13 protein-coding genes are annotated in these 15498 nt (G+C 66.2%); 4 read left to right on the forward strand and 9 right to left on the reverse strand.

Annotation, left to right across the window (positions count from 1 at the left end; all coding sequences use genetic code 11):
• Positions 1–3 precede the first annotated feature (3 nt).
• The 7 genes from S58_RS28135 to hydA all read right to left on the reverse strand — a co-directional run bounded on the left by S58_RS28135 (position 4) and on the right by hydA (position 8547).
• A complete protein-coding gene (locus S58_RS28135; RefSeq protein WP_173424463.1) occupies positions 4–864 on the reverse strand; it encodes an ABC transporter permease in 861 nt (286 codons plus the stop codon).
• A 2-nt stretch (positions 865–866) separates the two neighbouring features.
• Entirely contained in the window at positions 867–1898 is a 1032-nt protein-coding gene (locus S58_RS28140) for an ABC transporter permease (protein ID WP_015668808.1), read from the reverse strand.
• Positions 1899–1915: 17 nt separating this feature from the next.
• Positions 1916–3535, reverse strand: coding sequence for an ABC transporter substrate-binding protein (locus tag S58_RS28145; protein ID WP_015668809.1), 1620 nt, complete (start codon positions 3533–3535; stop codon positions 1916–1918).
• Between the two features lie 149 nt (positions 3536–3684).
• Positions 3685–5112 carry an NAD(P)-binding domain-containing protein gene (locus S58_RS28150; RefSeq protein WP_015668810.1) on the reverse strand — a complete coding sequence of 476 codons (1428 nt, stop codon included), beginning with the start codon at positions 5110–5112 and terminating at the stop codon, positions 3685–3687.
• Entirely contained in the window at positions 5109–5870 is a 762-nt protein-coding gene (locus tag S58_RS28155) for an SDR family oxidoreductase (protein ID WP_015668811.1), read from the reverse strand. The genes S58_RS28150 and S58_RS28155 overlap by 4 nt, the downstream gene beginning before the upstream one ends.
• Before the next feature lies 1 nt (position 5871).
• Entirely contained in the window at positions 5872–6843 is a 972-nt protein-coding gene (locus tag S58_RS28160; protein WP_015668812.1) for an NAD-dependent epimerase/dehydratase family protein, read from the reverse strand.
• 234 nt (positions 6844–7077) lie between these two features.
• Complete coding sequence (gene hydA, locus S58_RS28165) at positions 7078–8547, reverse strand: dihydropyrimidinase (protein WP_015668814.1); 1470 nt, start codon at positions 8545–8547, stop codon at positions 7078–7080.
• Positions 8548–8702: 155 nt separating this feature from the next.
• On the opposite strand from hydA, the gene S58_RS28170 reads away from it, so the two are divergent.
• Positions 8703–9362 (forward strand): aspartate/glutamate racemase family protein, encoded by a 660-nt coding sequence (locus S58_RS28170; RefSeq protein WP_015668815.1) that lies wholly within the window; start codon positions 8703–8705, stop codon positions 9360–9362.
• Between the two features lie 229 nt (positions 9363–9591).
• Here the strand turns inward: S58_RS28170 and S58_RS28175 are convergent, their stop codons facing one another.
• Both S58_RS28175 and S58_RS28180 read right to left on the reverse strand, forming a co-directional pair.
• On the reverse strand, positions 9592–10518 hold the full coding sequence (locus S58_RS28175; RefSeq protein ID WP_015668816.1) for an N-carbamoyl-D-amino-acid hydrolase: 927 nt from the start codon (positions 10516–10518) through the stop codon (positions 9592–9594).
• Between the two features lie 135 nt (positions 10519–10653).
• Positions 10654–11883: an amidohydrolase family protein gene (locus S58_RS28180; RefSeq protein WP_015668817.1), complete on the reverse strand. Its 1230-nt coding sequence runs from the start codon at positions 11881–11883 to the stop codon at positions 10654–10656.
• A 258-nt stretch (positions 11884–12141) separates the two neighbouring features.
• Between S58_RS28180 and S58_RS28185 the strand changes: the two genes are divergently transcribed.
• The 3 genes from S58_RS28185 to upp all read left to right on the forward strand — a co-directional run bounded on the left by S58_RS28185 (position 12142) and on the right by upp (position 15493).
• A complete protein-coding gene (locus S58_RS28185) occupies positions 12142–13398 on the forward strand; it encodes a GTP cyclohydrolase II (RefSeq protein WP_015668818.1) in 1257 nt (418 codons plus the stop codon).
• An 11-nt stretch (positions 13399–13409) separates the two neighbouring features.
• Positions 13410–14633 carry a URC4/urg3 family protein gene (locus S58_RS28190; protein WP_015668819.1) on the forward strand — a complete coding sequence of 408 codons (1224 nt, stop codon included), beginning with the start codon at positions 13410–13412 and terminating at the stop codon, positions 14631–14633.
• A 230-nt stretch (positions 14634–14863) separates the two neighbouring features.
• Entirely contained in the window at positions 14864–15493 is a 630-nt protein-coding gene (gene upp / locus S58_RS28195; protein ID WP_015668820.1) for a uracil phosphoribosyltransferase, read from the forward strand.
• Positions 15494–15498 lie beyond the last annotated feature (5 nt).

Raw genomic sequence — 15498 nt, forward strand, 5'->3', positions numbered from 1 at the left:
ACATCATGTGCGCATCCGGGGATCGAGGATGTCGCGCAGTCCGTCGCCGAGCAGATTAAAGCAAAGCACGGCGCTCATCAGCGCGAGGCCGGGAAACGCCACCAACCACCAGCGCCCGGTGGAGATGAAGCGCGCGCCCTCGGCGACCATGATGCCCCATTCCGGCGTCGGCGGCTTGACGCCGAGACCGATGAAGGAGAGCCCCGCGGCGTTGAGGATCGCCCAGCCGAGATTGAGCGACACCTGCACCGCCATCGCCGGCAGCACGTTCGGCAGCAGGAAGCGCAGCACCACCGCGACATGGCTTTCGCCGCAGGCCCGAGCGGCCTCGACCCAGCCGACGTTCCGGCGGATGTTCACTTCTGCGCGGGCGAAGCGGATGTAGAACGGCAGGTTGATGATCGCGGTCGCGATCACGATATTCTCGACGCGGTTGCCGAGCGCGGCGACCATCGCCATCGCCAGCACGAACAGCGGGAACGCCATCAGCACGTCGACGAAGCGGCCGACCGCCTTGTCGAGCCGGCCGCCGCCATAGCCGCACAAAGCGCCGATCACCGAGCCGATTGCGAACGACACGGCCACCGCGGTCACGGCAATCGTGAGATCGAGCCGGCTCGCGACGATCAGGCGGCTCAGCACGTCGCGGCCCAGTTGGTCTGTGCCGAACCAATGCGCCGCGCTCGGCGGCTGCAGCGCCGCCGGGACGTTGGACGCGATCGGATCGTAAGGCGCGAGCCACGGCGCAAAGATCGCTATCAAGGCGAGCAGCAGCGCGCCACAAGCCGCGATCGCCGTCACGGGATTGCCGCGCAGCACGAAGGCGGCGTGGCGCAAAGTCGATGAGGTCTCGATCGTGCTCATGCTCATGCGACCGTCGCCCGGGGATCGGCGATACCGTAGAGCAGGTCGACCAGGAGATTGACGATCACGAAGATCGTCGCCATCAGCAGCACAAAGCCCTGCACCGGCGCGTAGTCCGAGACCAGGAGCGCATCGAGCGCGTAGGACGCGACGCCGGGCCAGGAGAACACCTTCTCGACCAGCACGTTCGCGCCCAGCATGGTCGAGAACACGATGCCGGCGATGGTGATGACCGGCAGGACGGCGTTGCGCAGCGCGTAGGTCACGACGATGCGCCACCACGACAGCCCGACCGAGCGCGCCGTGCGGATGAAATCGCTGCCGAGCGACACCAGCATCGAGGCGCGGGTGATGCGCGCCAAGGGCGCGATCACGAACAGCGCCATCGTGAAGGCCGGCAGCATCAGCTGCCGCGCCGCCGCCGACCAGCCGTCGAGATCGCCGGCGAGCAGGAAGTCGATCAGCAGGAAACCGGTGCGCGACGGCGGCAGAGTGGTGAAGATGTCGATCCGTCCTGTGGGGTCCGGGGCGAAGCCGAGCAGATAGTAGAACACGTAGATCAGCAGCAGGCCGGAGACGAAGGTCGGCACGCAGACGCCGAGCGAACAGAACAGCCGCACGCCATGATCGAGCAGCGATCCCGGACGGAGCGCCGCGACGACACCGAGCGGCACCGCCGAGACCAGCGCGATCAGCAGCGCCGTCAAGGTCAGCTCCAGCGAGGCCGGCAGCCGCTCCTTGAGATCCTTGGCCACCGCCTGCCCGGTCATCATCGAGCGGCCGAGATTGCCGCGGGCGACGTCGGCGAGATAGATCGCCAGCTGGTTCGGCAGCGGCTTGTCCAGCCCGAGCTGCCGGCGGATCACCTCGATCTCCTCCTGGCCGGCATTGGGGCCCGAGGCGAAGAACACCGCGGGATCACCCGGCAGCACGCGCATCAAGAGGAAGGTGAAGACCAGCACGCCGAACAGCGCCGGCAGCGACGAGACGAAGCGCCGTCCCGCCCGAGCCAAGGTCGCGCCGATCGTGCCCATGGTCCTCCGCCGCCCCTCTATTTGCGGCTCAGGTTACGATAATCGACTTGCCGGGTGAACTGGTAGACGTAGCCGTCCACCGTCGGCTGCATCACCGCGTCCTGCGCCGCCTGCCAGATCGGGATCTGGAACATCTGGTCGAAATGGATGGCGTTGAGCTCCTTGCCCTCTTCCTCGTATTTCGCCTTGTCGGCCTCGAAGCGCGCCGCCTGGGCCACCTTCTCGAGCTCGGCATTGTCGGTGGAGGAGTAGTTCCAGCGCTGCTTGCCGGTGTAGAAGTTGCGGTAGAAGTAATCGGTCGAGGGCAGCCAGGCGACGATGCCTTCGGTGAAGAACGGCAGCTTCTTCTCGTTGATCGCGGTCGACATCTGCGCGTCCGGCAGCTTCTGGATGTCCACCGTGATGCCGATCTTGCCGAGTTGCTCCTTCACCAGCGCCGCCATCGGCTCGGCGGTCGCGGCCTGGCCGACATTGAAGCTGAAGGTGGTCGCGAAACCCTCGGGCAGTCCGGCCTCCTTCAGATAGGCCTTGGCTTTCTCCAGATCGAGCTTGATCGGCTGCGGGATCGGATAGCCGCCGCTCGGCGGCTTGCCGTCGGCCCAGGTCGCACCGTAGAGCGGCGCGCCACGGCCGAACAGCGCCGCCTTGAACATGTCGTCATAGGGCAGCGCATAGGCGATGGCGCGGCGCACATTGACGTTGTCGAACGGCGGAATGGTGTTGTTCATCGAGATGAAGGTCACCGCATTGTATTGCGGCGTCGAGATCACCTTCAGCTTGCCCTTGCCTTCGAGCGCCTGCACGTCGCTGGCCTGGAGGTCGATGACGAGATCGGCATCGCCGCGCTCGACCAGATTGGCGCGCGTCGCCGGCTCGGGCACCGACTGGATGATCAGCCGCTTGAACGCCGCCGGCTTGTCCGCCGTGCCGCGATTCCAGGCGTCATTGCGCTTGGCGATCACCTGCTCGCCCGGCTTGAAGGTCTCGACGATGTAGGCGCCGCTGCCGGCCGCGTTCTCCTTGGTCCAGTTCAGCGCCCACGGATCCTCGGCGGTCGCATGCGCCTTGGCGAGCTTGGAGTTGATGATGATCGGATAGACGGTCGCAAGGTTCGGCAGCGCCAGCTTGTCCGGCTTCGGCAGCGTCACTTCGATGGTCAAGGGATCGATCACCTTGAACTGATCCGCCGAGGTCAGCGAGCCCGTCAATAGCTGCGCCTTGCCGAGGATCGGCGCGGTGACGCAACGGTCGAGCGACCATTTGACATCCTCGGCCGTGACCGGCGAGCCGTCCTGGAATTTTGCGTCGGGCCGCAGCTTGAAGGTGATCTTCAAGCCGTCGGGACTGACCTGAAAGGATTCGGCGAGCTCCCCGGTGATGGTGTCCAGATCGAACACCCATTTACCATTGAGCTGCTTGCGACCGAACGACACCAAGCGATCGTAGCTCGACATCGACAGCGCGAAAGCCTCGCGCGTCGAGCCCGGAATGTTCGGATCGAGCGTGTTGACGGTGGCGCCGGTGACGTAGCGCAGGGTTTCGGCGCGGCTCTGCGCATGCGCAGCCGGCGCGGCGAACGTCACTGCGAGCAAGGCGGACGCCGCGAACAACGAACGTTTGGACATCATGTAGCTCATCGCCCCTGTTCCCTCGGTAGTCTCGAAATCCGGGACCAAATCCCCTGCCAGCAGTCACCGGCGACCCCAGCGCAGCAGCAAATCACGTGCCATCGAAGATGACGAGAGGGTTCTGATTGATGCGGCGCCGCACGCGCGCGCGGGAAGGTTCAGCGCTCGGCTGCGGCATCACGCCGAACGGTGGCCTGCTTCACGTCGTAGACTTGGAAGGCCGCCCAATGCGCGTCGATGTCGGCCTTGAACAGCCCCCGCGTCAGGCCGTGCACCAGCTTCGGCACCGCGGTCGTCATCGCGTTGATGGACGAGCCCGACGCGCCGAAGCTCATCGTGGATGCGATGGCGAATACGTGGATGTCGCTGATCCACGGCGTCTCGCCTTGCCTGCGCTCACACAACGCATAGTCGTCGGCGAGGTAGGGGAAAGCGCCGAGCCGCTCGTTGCGCTCGCTTCCATCAGGCGTGTAGCGATCGGACCATCGGGCGATGTTCGCGGCAAAGCGCCTCAATTCCGGACGCTGCGTAAAATCCATCGTGATGCCGGTGGCGCCGATCACGAAATCGGCCATGATCTCGCCCTTCGCCGTCTGCAGCACCAAGCCATCAGCGGTGTCCCGCGCGCTCACGACGGGCGCTCCCTCATGCAGATGGAACACGGAATGAACGGCGCAGCGATCATAGGTGTGCTGCGGAAAGCCCTCGCGCAATTCGAGGACCGCGCGCATGAAGCGCCAGCGCCAGGCATCGTCGAGCTCGGAGAAATGCCGGAGGAAGCCGCGGAACGTCAGCCAGCGATACGGCTGGATCAGCTGGATCTCGGCACGGCGGCACAGCAGATCGACGCGCGCGGCGCCCGCCTCGAGCGCGACGGCCGCATTGTCGAAGGCCGACGCACCGGCGCCGATCACCGCCACACGGCGGCCGCGTAACGCACCGAAGTCGATCTCCGTCCCCGAATGAACGCAGCGCGTCGCCGGCAGATGGCGCAGCGGCGCCGGAATGCTCCAACCGCCCATGCCTTCCTGTCCGGTTGCCAGCACGATCTTGCGCGCATACAGCACCGTCTCGCCATCCTTGCTGCGCACCGTCGCCCGCAGCAGGCCGTCGGCCGCCGGCGCGATGTCGACGACCTCGCAGCCGTTGCGGACGGGAAGGTCGAGCACCTCGCGATACCACACGAGGTACGCTGCCCAATATTCGCGCGGAATGAGATCAAGATCGCGCCAGCTCTGTTCGCCGAATTTCGCCTCGTGCCACGCCTGATAGGTCAGACTCGGAATGTCGAGATCCGGTCCGGTGAAGTCCTTCGGGCTGCGCAAGGTCGGCATGCGCGCATAGGTCCGCCAAGGCCCTTCACGGCCGTGCTGCGCCTTGTCGAGCACCAGGATGTTGGTGACGCGCGAGCGCAGCAGCCCGAACGCGGTCGCCAGTCCCGACTGCCCGCCACCGACGATCAGCACATCGACGGCAGGTTGGCCGTCGGGACCGGTCCGCGGCTTCAGCCATTGCGCACTCGGATGCGCAATCCTTGCGAGATCGGCGCGGACTTGCGCAGTGAGCACGGCCAGATCGCTGCTCATGCTGCCAGCCAGCCGCCGTCGACCGGCAGCACGATGCCGGTCGTGAACGAAGCCTCGTCGCTGGCGAGAAACAGCGCCGCGGCGGCGACTTCGTCGGCCTCGCCGAAGCGCTTCATGGCATGGCGCTGGCGCGAGGCTTCGCGCACGGCTTGCGAATCGGCATGGCGGGCGAAGCTCCTGCGCAGCAGCGGCGTGTCGATCGCGCCCGGCGCCAGCGCATTGACGCGGATGCCGTCGGGCGCGAAGTCGACCGCCATCGTCCGCGTCAGGCTGATGATCGCGCCCTTGGCTGCGATATAGGCGCTGTTGCCCTTGCCGCCGGCGACAGCGAGTTGCGACGCCACGGTGATGATGGACCCTGACTTTTGCCGCTGCATGATCGGCACCGCGACCTTGGCCCACAGCCAGGTGCCGCCGACATTGGCGCTGAACACTGCATCCCAATCGGCGGGATCGGTGCTGACGACGGTGCCGCCACAGGAGAAGCCGGCCGCGGTCATCAGCACGTCGAGGCGGCCGCGCGTCGCAGTCACGCTCTCGATCGTCGACCGGGCGAAGTCGGCGTCGCCGACATCGCCGACATGGACGCTGCCGTCGCCCCCTGCGGCGCGCAGCATTGCGAGCGTCTCGGCAGCGCCTGCAGCATCGCGATCGACCAGCGCGAGATGCGCGCCTTCGCGCGCGAACATTGCCGCACTGGCGCGCCCGATGCCCGAGCCACCGCCAGTGATGACCGCGACCTTTCCCGCCAGCCTCATCTCAGTCTCTCCCGTATTCATCGAACCAGCGGCCGAAATGCTCGGCGGACGCTGCGCAATCGAAACGCGCGCGCCAAGCGAACTCGTCCGCCAACCGCGTCGTCGACAGGCGTCCACGGTTCGGCGCAAACACCGGCACGGTCGGCGCTTCGTCCCGGTCCGCTAGCCGGCAGACGAAGCCGGGCCGGTCTAGCGCGAAGGCGCGGCCCCAAGCTTCAGCCGTGAACGTGGCTTCGTTGGAAATGTTGTAGAGCGTGTGCTGCGGCCGCTCCGCCGCCAGCAACAAGCAGACGGCATCGGCGACATCGACTGCGTAGACCCAGTCCTTGTCGCCCGGCTCGTTCAAAAATGCCGGCTCGTTGCGCGCGCAGCAGGTTGCGATCAGCGCCTGCGGCGACGGCGTGTCACGCACGCCGCCGCCACGCTCGAACGGGCCGAACACCGCCGAAAGTCTCACGCTGATCACGTCGGTCTGCCACAGATCCGACAGCCGCGCGGCGACGCGCTCGGAGGCAAACTTGCTGATCGCATAGAGCGACACCGGCTCGCATGGCGTGGTCTCCTCCAGCACGGCGAAGCGCTGGCCGCTGGCGCCATAGGCGGCCGCCGATGACAGGTTGATCACGCGGCGGACATCGGCGCTGCGCGCAGCCTGCAGGATCGGCACCTGCGCCAGCAGGTTGACCGCGAGAATGCGCTCGGGGTCGGCGGCATCGCGCTCAGGACCCGCGGTGATCGCCGCCCCCAGCACGACGGCATCGCAGCCGCCGGCTACGGCGGCCGCGACAGCGCTCGCGTCGGTGACATCGCCGGTGATGACGTGCAGACGCTCACCATGCGACGCGAAGGCGCGCTGCGCGGCCTTCGGCAAGGGAGCCGCATCGAAGATGGTCACGACATGCCCGCGCTCGAGCAGACCTTGCGCGACGTTGAGCCCGACGAAGCCCGCGCCACCGAAGATCAGGACATGCATGGAATCGCCCCTTCCCCGCGCACCGATCGAAGATGGGCATCCAGCTCTCTCCACACGTCATGGCCGGGCGCCGTCCCGGCCATCCACGTCGTTCGTCGTCGAGAGAAGGTGGATGCCCGGGCCTTCGCCGCGCTGAAGGGGCTTCGGCCCCGCAGGCGGGTCAAGCCCGAGCATGACGACTGAGTACGATGTGAAAGCGAGACCATCACGAGCGATTTCACCGCGCCCTTATCTTCACAGCAGCTTCGCCCCGAAATTCTGTTCGGGATCCATGTCTGGCACCAGGCGCCCGATCGGCTTCGCGGCCTCGCCGCCGCTGCGCGCGAGGAACTGGCCGGAGCCCGGCCGCGCTGAGATCTTGCCGCCGTCGACGATGACGCGGCCGCGGGACAGCACCGTCACCGGCCAGCCCTGCACGCTACGGCCGGCAAACGGCGTGTAGCCGGCAAGGTCATGCATCATGGCATCGCTGATGGTGACGCGCTTGTCCGGATCCCACAGCGCGATGTCGGCATCGGCGCCGATCGCGATCGCGCCTTTCTTCGGATGCAGATTGTAGATCTTCGCTGGCGCCGTCGCGGTGAGCTCGACGAACTTGTTGAGGCCGAGCCGCCCCTTCGACACCATCGCATCGAACAGCAGCGGCAACCGCAGCTCCAGCCCCGGCAGGCCGTTGGCGACCTGCTTGAAATTGGGATTGGGGCCGGCGCGCAGCTTGCCGGTCTCGTCGAACCGGTACGGCGCGTGGTCAGACGAGATGGTCTGCAGATCGCCGAGCGACAACGCCTGCCACAGCGCCTCCTGGTCGGGCGCGCGGCGCGGCGGCGGGCTGCACATCCACTTCGCGCCCTCGATGCCGGGCTTGTCGAGATCCTCAGCCGTCATGAACAGATATTGCGGACAGGTTTCCGCGAACACCTTCAGTCCCTGCCCGCGCGCATCGCGGATCACCTTGGCGCCCTCAGCCGTCGAGACGTGGAAGATCATGATCGGCTGATCGACCAGCGCGGCCATGCCGATGAGACGGTTGAAGGCCTCGGCTTCGGAGAAGCGGGCGTGGCTGATGGCATGATATTTCGGCGCGGTGTAGCCGCGCGCCAGCAGCCGCTTGACCATCCAGGAGATGATGCCGTGGTTCTCGGCGTGCGCACACAGCATCGCGCCGCCCTCGCGCGCGGCGACGAGAATGTCGAGCAGCGGCTCGTCATCGATCTTGAGTCGGTCATAGGTCATGAAGATCTTGATCGAGCCGTGGCCCTGGCGGATCAGTGCCGGCAGGTCGCGCTCCAGCGTCTCCCTGGTCGGATCGGCGACGATCATGTGGAACGCGTAGTCGATGACCGCGCCCTTGCGCGCCAGCCCGTGATAGTCCTCGACCACCTGCGACAGCTGCATCCCGACATGCTGGGCCGCGAATGAGATCACGCTGGTGGTGCCGCCGAACGCGGCGGAGGTGGTGGCGCTCTCGAACGTGTCGGCGTTGACGATGCCCGCCGCCGACAGCTGCTCGATATGGCAATGGCTGTCGACGCCGCCAGGCAGCACGAACTTGCCGCGCGCATCGATCTCGCGCTTGGCGGGCCCAAGGCCGCGGCCGATCGCCGCGATGCTCTCGCCTGATATGGCGATATCGGCCTCGAACATGTCGGTCGTGGTGGCGACGCGCCCTCCCCGGATGATCAGGTCATAGGCCGGCTCGGTCATCGCGATCTCCTCGTCAGTTCTGCCATATGGAACACCGCGTCGTTGCGGGGCGCCGTCGCGTCAGCGCATGATGGCATCATCGGCACCATTGCGTCATCCGTGGCATAGTGATTGCCTGTCACGCGCCGTCAACACAGAAGAAGCAGGTCCCTCCCATGTCCCGCCCGCGCATCACCGTGATCAACCCGAACTCCAACCAGATGGTCACGGATGGGCTCGCCGCGGCACTGACGCCACTGATGTTTGCGGACGGACCGGAGATCGTTTGCGAGACCTTGAAGGAAGGGCCGTTCGGCGTCGAGAGCCAGAAGGACGCTGACAGCGTCACCCTACCGCTGCGGCGTTTCGTCGAGGGCGACAATGCATCGAGCGCCTTCGTGATCGCCTGCTACAGCGACCCGGGACTGCATGTCTGCCGCGAGGCCACGACGCGCCCGGTACTCGGCATCGCCGAGTGCGGCGTGCTGACCGCGCTGACCCGCGCCGACACGTTCGGCGTGATCGCGATCGCGCAGCGCTCGATCCGCCGCCACATCCGCTATCTCCGCCAGATGGGGCTGATGGACCGGCTCGCCGCCGAGCGGCCGCTCGACATGACGGTCGCGGAAACCGCTTCAGGCGAAGGCACCCTGGCAAAGATGATCGCGGTCGGCCGCGCGCTGAAGGACGAAGACGGCGCCGGCGCCATCGTCATGGGCTGCGCCGGCATGGCGCGCCATCGCAAGAACCTCGAGGACGCGCTCGGCATTCCCGTCATCGACCCGACCCAGGCCGCGGTGACGATGGCGCTGGGCGCGGTGGCGTTTGCGGGGTGAGTAGCGATTTCGGGCAGGCTCCGCTGACTGCGCCATATTAAGCTGTCGTCCCGGCCTTGAGCCGGGACCCATAACCACCGTCCGTGGTGAGGCAGGCAACTGCCAGTTACGTCCCTCGATAGCTTCCGCGGTATGGGTCCCCGCGTTCGCGGGGACGACACCATTATTGTAGCGCTTTAGAGCACAACAACCTTGTATGGCTCATCTCATCAGCTCAGACAGCGCCGCTTCACTCCGGGGGCACCGCGCCCGTCCGACTCGTGATCAAACCATAATGCTCGATGCGGCGATGCCGGGCGAAGTCGAAGATCGTTTCCTTGCCGAACCTGGTCGCATCGAGGTCGCACGGCACCACCAGCACCTCGTCCCCTTCCGTCACCGCCTCAGCGACGATCTCGCCATCGGGATTGACGATCAGGCTACCGCCGAACAGCGCATGCCCGTCCTCGACGCCGGCCTTGGCGACGGCCACAACCCAGCAGGAGTTCTGATAGGCGCCGGCCTGCACGGAAAGACGATTGTGAAACAGTCGCTGCGTGACGCCTTCGGCCGGCTTCTGCGCATTCACCGACGGCGTGTTGTAGCCGAGCACGACCATCTCGACGCCCTGCAGGCCCATCACGCGATAGGTCTCCGGCCAGCGGCGATCGTTGCAGATCGCCATGCCGATGATGCCGCCGAGATTGCGCCACACCGGAAAACCGAGATCGCCCGGCTCGAAATAGCGCTTTTCCAGATGCTGATGGCTGCGCTCGGTATCGTATTCGACATGCCCGGGCAGATGCACCTTGCGGTACTTGCCGACGATATTGCCATCACGGTCGGTCATGATCGCCGTGTTGAAATGATGTCCATCCGGCGTGAGCTCGGCATAGCCAAAGTTCATCGCGATGCTGTGTTGCCTGGCCCGGTCGAACAGCGGCTGCACGGCCGCGTTCGGCATCGTCGTTTCGAACCAGGCGTCGACTTCCCTCTGATCCTCCATGTACCAGCGCGGAAAGAACGTCGTCAGCGCCAGCTCGGGATAGACGATGAGATCGGCGCCCTTGCGCTTGGCCTCGTCGAGCAGCGCGATCATGCGCGCCACGACCGCCTCACGGCTGTCGGCCCGCTGAATCGGTCCCATCTGGGCGGCGGCAACGTTGATGACGCGCATGATTGATCTCCGATTTAAGTTCCACCGTCATTGCGAGCGAAGCGAAGCAATCCAGGGCCGCGCAAGAACTCTGGATTGCTTCGCTTCGCTCGCAATGACGCGTGTTGAAACACCTTCATTCGATGACCGCCTTCGTCACACCGGCCGATGCAGCACCGGCCGGGTGCGCGAGAACGACGGGCGGCCGCGCTTGAGGCCCCACAACGGCTGCGCCAGGGTCGCGATCGCCTCGGTCGGACTGCGCGCATCGATGCAGACGAGATCGGCCGGTACACCGACCTTGATGCCGTAATCACGAAGCCGCATCAGCTTCGCCGCATCGTGCGTGACCATGTCGAGGCAGCCGGCGAGATGATCACCCCGCGAGACGTGGCAGACATTGGCATAGAGGTTGGCCATCCGGATCAGCGAGCCGTCGCCATACGGCGTGAACGGGTTGAGCACGTTGTTGGTCGAGATCGAGCAGGTGACGCCCGCGGCGCGCAGCGGCTCCAGCGGCACCACGCCGCGCGGGATCGCACGATCCTGCCGGCGCCCCATCAGATGCAGGTCGGTCGAGGGCAGCACGGTGACCGCGACCCCGGCATTGGCGAGCTGTCCGGCGATCGCATTGAAGCGGTCAGGCGGTAGCAGTGACAGCTGCGTGACATGGCCGACCGCGACGCGGCCGCCCCAGCCATACTCCTCGGTCTTGCGGCAGACATATTCGATCTGCATGTGATCGAGCGTCTCGGCGAGATCGAGATGCATGTCGATATCGACATCGAACTCGCGCGCGATCGCGAAGATGCGATCGATCTGCGCCGGCGGATCGGTGTCGAAATAGGGCGCGGCACCGATGGTGCGCGCGCCCCGGCGCAGGCCTTCGATCAGCAGTTCCTCGGTCCCGGGATAATTGGTGAGACCTTCCTGCGGAAACACGCAGATCTCGAGATCGAGTGCCCAGGCATAGTCGCGCGCGAGCTGCTGGATCGCTTCGAAGCCAATGAAGCCGATGCCGGGATCGAGCTCGACATGCGTGCGCATGCGCATCGTGCCGTGGCTGACGCAGCGCTCCACGGTCTGCTTCGCCCTGGTGTAGACGTCGTCCGCCGTGAAGTTGCACTTCGCCGCTGCCGTCTCGCGGACGGCTTCAGCGACCGTCCCTTCCCTGATGGTGCAGCGATCGAGGATGCAGGTCTTGTCGAGATGGATATGGGTCTCGATCAGGCCGGGGACGAGCAAGCAATGTTCGGCGTCACGCTCCTCGCCTTCCGCCCGCAACGAAGATTCGATTGCGACGATCGAGCCGTTGGCGATGCCGATATCGGCGCGCCGCAGCTCGCTTTGCTGCGCCAGCACCGCGTTGCGTATGATCAGGTCCATGCCGTCTTCGCCGCCGAGGAGTCCATCCGGGCGCCAAGCTGGCGGCCCGGCGGCAAAAAGGCAAGCGCCGTGCCAGAGCCGGACGCTGCGTCGCAAAGCCGGCGCGTGCCAGACACTGTTCGTTTACAAATAGACGATGGTCCGGAACCACTTGTTTGGCGGGGAAAAACTGCTATATTGGTTTATGGAAAACGTGAACGCGTTCTGCTCAGGCCCGTCGTCAAGGCGGGCCGTTGCCGTTTTGGGGGTCGCTGTCCGATGACTCGCTCCAACCGTACGGATCACATCCGCCTGACCTCCCACCCGGTGCCAGGCGCCAAGCATAATTTCCCGCTCCAATGGGGCGCGGAGAACGCGCGCGAGCGCGGCCCGATCATCGGCACGGTGTCGCGTCCGCAGGACCGAAACGTGATCGGCAGCCATGGCGGCTCCTACACGGTCTATCGCGCGCTCGCGGTATCATCGGGCGCGCTCGATCCGATCCGCCGCCCCGATCTCACCAACACCCATCCCGCCGCCACCATAGGCCCGTTCGGGCAATGGCGCGACCCGGCCAAGATCGTCGCGCTCGATCCCTGGGGCCATCTGGTGGCGGAGAATTTCGGCGGCGAGATCGCGGAAGGCATCGACATCCGGCCGACCATCGCGGTGACCAAGGCGCGGATCGAGCTGCCGGAGCTGCATGCGGCGCTCGCCGCCAGGCGCCTGGTTCATGACGGCGACGTCGTGCATGCCAATGGCAGCGTATCGGTGGTCAAGATCGCGATCGACCCGGTTTGGTACCTGCCCGGCGTCGCCGCGCGCTTCGGCACCAGCGAGACCAATCTGCGCCGCGGCCTGTTCGAGCAGACCGGCGGCATGTATCCGGAGCTGGTGACGCGGCCGGACCTGCAGGTCTTCCTGCCGCCGATCGGCGGCACCACGGTCTATCTGTTCGGCGACGTCACCAAGCTGAATGACGCGAGAACGAAGATCACGTGTCGCGTGCATGACGAGTGCAACGGCTCCGACGTGTTCGGCTCCGACATCTGCACCTGCCGTCCCTATCTGATCCACGGCATCGAGGAATGCGTTGCCGCGGGGCAGAACGGCGGCCTCGGCATCATCGTCTACAACCGCAAGGAAGGCCGCGCACTCGGCGAAGTCACGAAGTTCCTGGTCTACAACGCACGCAAGCGCCAGGAGGATGGCGATGCCGCGGCCGCCTATTTCGAGCGCACCGAATGCGTCGCCGGCGTGCAGGATGCACGCTTCCAGCAACTGATGCCCGACGTCATTCATTGGCTCGGCATCACGCGCATCGATCGCTTCATCTCGATGAGCGACATGAAGCATGATGCGCTGGTCGGGCAAGGCGTCGACATCGTCGAGCGCGTGCCGATCCCGGACGAGTTGATCCCGGCCGACGCCCATGTCGAGATGGCCGCGAAGAAGGCCGCCGGCTATTTCTCGCTGGAGCCGCAGAAGCCGCAAGAGCTCGGCGACACCGTCGGCCGCCCGCTCGAGAAGTACTGAGCGCCGGGATCATGGACGACGTCGCCTATCTCCTCTCGGCCCGCGCGGTGCGCGAGCGCGCGCATCAGATGCTTGCGCTCGGCCTCGAAGACAGGCTGCCGCATTTTCGCATCGAGCTCGCGAAGCTCGATGCGGTCGCCGAGCTCGTGCTCGATGTGACAAACAAGGCCTATCCTGATGGCCGGGTGCCGTTCCATTCGCGTTGGCGGCACTTCGTGGTTGGTGGCGCCGATCGCTGGGATGCCATCGCCGCCAAGGTGGAGTGGCCGAATGCGGCGACGCGTGCGCGCGCCGATTTCGATCTCGCCATCACCAGCGTGCTGCTCGATGCCGGCGCCGGTGCGGCCTGGCGCTATCATGACGCAGTGACCGGGGCGCGCATCGGCCGCTCCGAGGGGCTGGCGCTGGCGAGCCTCGATATGTTCGCGAGGGGCGCGCTCTCGGTCGATCCGAACGACCCGCTGCGGGCCGATGCGGCCAGACTGCAGCGGCTCACCGTCGCCGATCTCGAACGCGGTTTCCAGGTCGGCGCCGACAATCCGCTGGTCGGACTGGAAGGCCGTGTCGCGCTGCTGCGCCGGCTTGGCGAGGTCGCGGCCGCAAAGCCGGACATCTTCGGCGTGCAGAATGGCCCGCGCCCCGGCGGTCTGTTCGATCAGCTCGCGGCCGGGGCGACGGACGGTCACATCGAAGCCGCCGAGATCTTGCAGCAGGTGCTGCTGCAGCTCGGCCCGATCTGGCCGTCACGCCTGACCTTGGACGGCACCGCTCTCGGCGATTGCTGGCGCCATCCGTCACTCGTGACCGGGGACGCGACCACTGGTCTCGTCCCGCTGCACAAGCTGTCGCAATGGCTGAGCTATTCGCTGATCGAACCACTGCAGCGCGCTGGTCTCGTTGTCGACGAGATCGACGGCCTTACGGGCCTCGCCGAATACCGCAATGGCGGTCTGTTCGTCGACGGCGGCGTGCTGAGCTTGCGCGACCCCGCCGATGCTGAACGTGCGCATGCGGTGGACTCGCCGCTGGTGGTGGAATGGCGCGCGCTGACGGTTGCCCTGCTCGACCGCCTCGCCGCGCTGATCCGCCAGCGCACCGGCCAGACCGCCGAGCAACTGCCGCTGGCACGGATCCTCGAAGGCGGCAGCTGGGCGGCCGGCCGCAAGCTCGCCTTCGCCCGCCGTCCGGACGGCTCGCCGCCGCTGAAGGTGATCAGCGACGGCACGGTGTTTTAAGGGGTTTGGAGCAAGCTCGCGGACCTTGCTCCGTCGTTGCGAGCGCAGCGAAGCAATCCAGGGCCAAACAGGAAGCCTGGATTGCTTCGTCGCTTCTCTCCTCGCAATGACGAAGCTGATCAGTTGCACGTAGGATGGGCAAAGCGCAGCGTGCCCACCCTTCCGAGCTGAGCTAAAATCGCGGTGGGCACGGCGCTTCGCGCCTTTGCCACCTCACGGAGATGAAAGCCATGGAAGGCGTCACGGTCGTTGATCATCCGCTGGTGCAGCACAAGCTGACCCTGATCCGCGACAAGTCGATCTCGACCAAATCGTTCCGCGAGCTGCTGAAGGAGATCGGCATGCTCCTGTGCTACGAGGTCACCCGCGACCTGCCGCTGACGGAGGTCGAGGTCGAGACGCCGCTGGCGCGAATGCAGTCGGCCAAGATCGCCGGCAAGAAGCTGGTGTTCGTGCCGGTGCTGCGCGCCGGCGTCACCTTCGTCGACGGCATGCTCGACCTCGTGCCGACCGCCCGCGTCGCCCATATCGGGCTCTACCGCGAGCCGCAGACGTTCACGGCGGTCGAGTACTTCTTCAAGGCGCCTTCCGATCTGCACGAGCGCCTCGCTGTGGTCGTCACGCCGGTGCTGGCGACCGGCAACAGCGCGGTGGCCGCGGTCGACCGGCTCAAGGAGCGCGGCGCCAAGGACATTCGCATGGTGTGCATGATTGCGGCCCCCGAAGGCGTCGAGCGCGTGCGCGGCCTGCATCCTGATGTCACCATGTGGACGGCTGCGATCGACGAGGGTCTCGACGACGACGCCTTCATCGTCCCCGGCCTCGGCGACGCCGGCGACCGCGCCTACGGCACGCGGTAGCTGCA

The sequence above is a fragment of the Bradyrhizobium oligotrophicum S58 genome (assembly GCF_000344805.1).
In the GTDB taxonomy this organism is placed as follows: domain Bacteria; phylum Pseudomonadota; class Alphaproteobacteria; order Rhizobiales; family Xanthobacteraceae; genus Bradyrhizobium; species Bradyrhizobium oligotrophicum.

What these genes read in the sequence shown, in the direction of transcription:
- S58_RS28135 (WP_173424463.1), bottom strand. Translation starts at nt 864, where the DNA reads ATGAGCACGATCGAGACCTCATCGACTTTGCGCCACGCCGCCTTCGTG.
- S58_RS28140 (WP_015668808.1), bottom strand. Translation starts at nt 1,898, where the DNA reads ATGGGCACGATCGGCGCGACCTTGGCTCGGGCGGGACGGCGCTTCGTC.
- S58_RS28145 (WP_015668809.1), bottom strand. Translation starts at nt 3,535, where the DNA reads ATGAGCTACATGATGTCCAAACGTTCGTTGTTCGCGGCGTCCGCCTTG.
- S58_RS28150 (WP_015668810.1), bottom strand. Translation starts at nt 5,112, where the DNA reads ATGAGCAGCGATCTGGCCGTGCTCACTGCGCAAGTCCGCGCCGATCTC.
- S58_RS28155 (WP_015668811.1), bottom strand. Translation starts at nt 5,870, where the DNA reads ATGAGGCTGGCGGGAAAGGTCGCGGTCATCACTGGCGGTGGCTCGGGC.
- S58_RS28160 (WP_015668812.1), bottom strand. Translation starts at nt 6,843, where the DNA reads ATGCATGTCCTGATCTTCGGTGGCGCGGGCTTCGTCGGGCTCAACGTC.
- hydA (WP_015668814.1), bottom strand. Translation starts at nt 8,547, where the DNA reads ATGACCGAGCCGGCCTATGACCTGATCATCCGGGGAGGGCGCGTCGCC.
- S58_RS28170 (WP_015668815.1), top strand. Translation starts at nt 8,703, where the DNA reads ATGTCCCGCCCGCGCATCACCGTGATCAACCCGAACTCCAACCAGATG.
- S58_RS28175 (WP_015668816.1), bottom strand. Translation starts at nt 10,518, where the DNA reads ATGCGCGTCATCAACGTTGCCGCCGCCCAGATGGGACCGATTCAGCGG.
- S58_RS28180 (WP_015668817.1), bottom strand. Translation starts at nt 11,883, where the DNA reads ATGGACCTGATCATACGCAACGCGGTGCTGGCGCAGCAAAGCGAGCTG.
- S58_RS28185 (WP_015668818.1), top strand. Translation starts at nt 12,142, where the DNA reads ATGACTCGCTCCAACCGTACGGATCACATCCGCCTGACCTCCCACCCG.
- S58_RS28190 (WP_015668819.1), top strand. Translation starts at nt 13,410, where the DNA reads ATGGACGACGTCGCCTATCTCCTCTCGGCCCGCGCGGTGCGCGAGCGC.
- upp (WP_015668820.1), top strand. Translation starts at nt 14,864, where the DNA reads ATGGAAGGCGTCACGGTCGTTGATCATCCGCTGGTGCAGCACAAGCTG.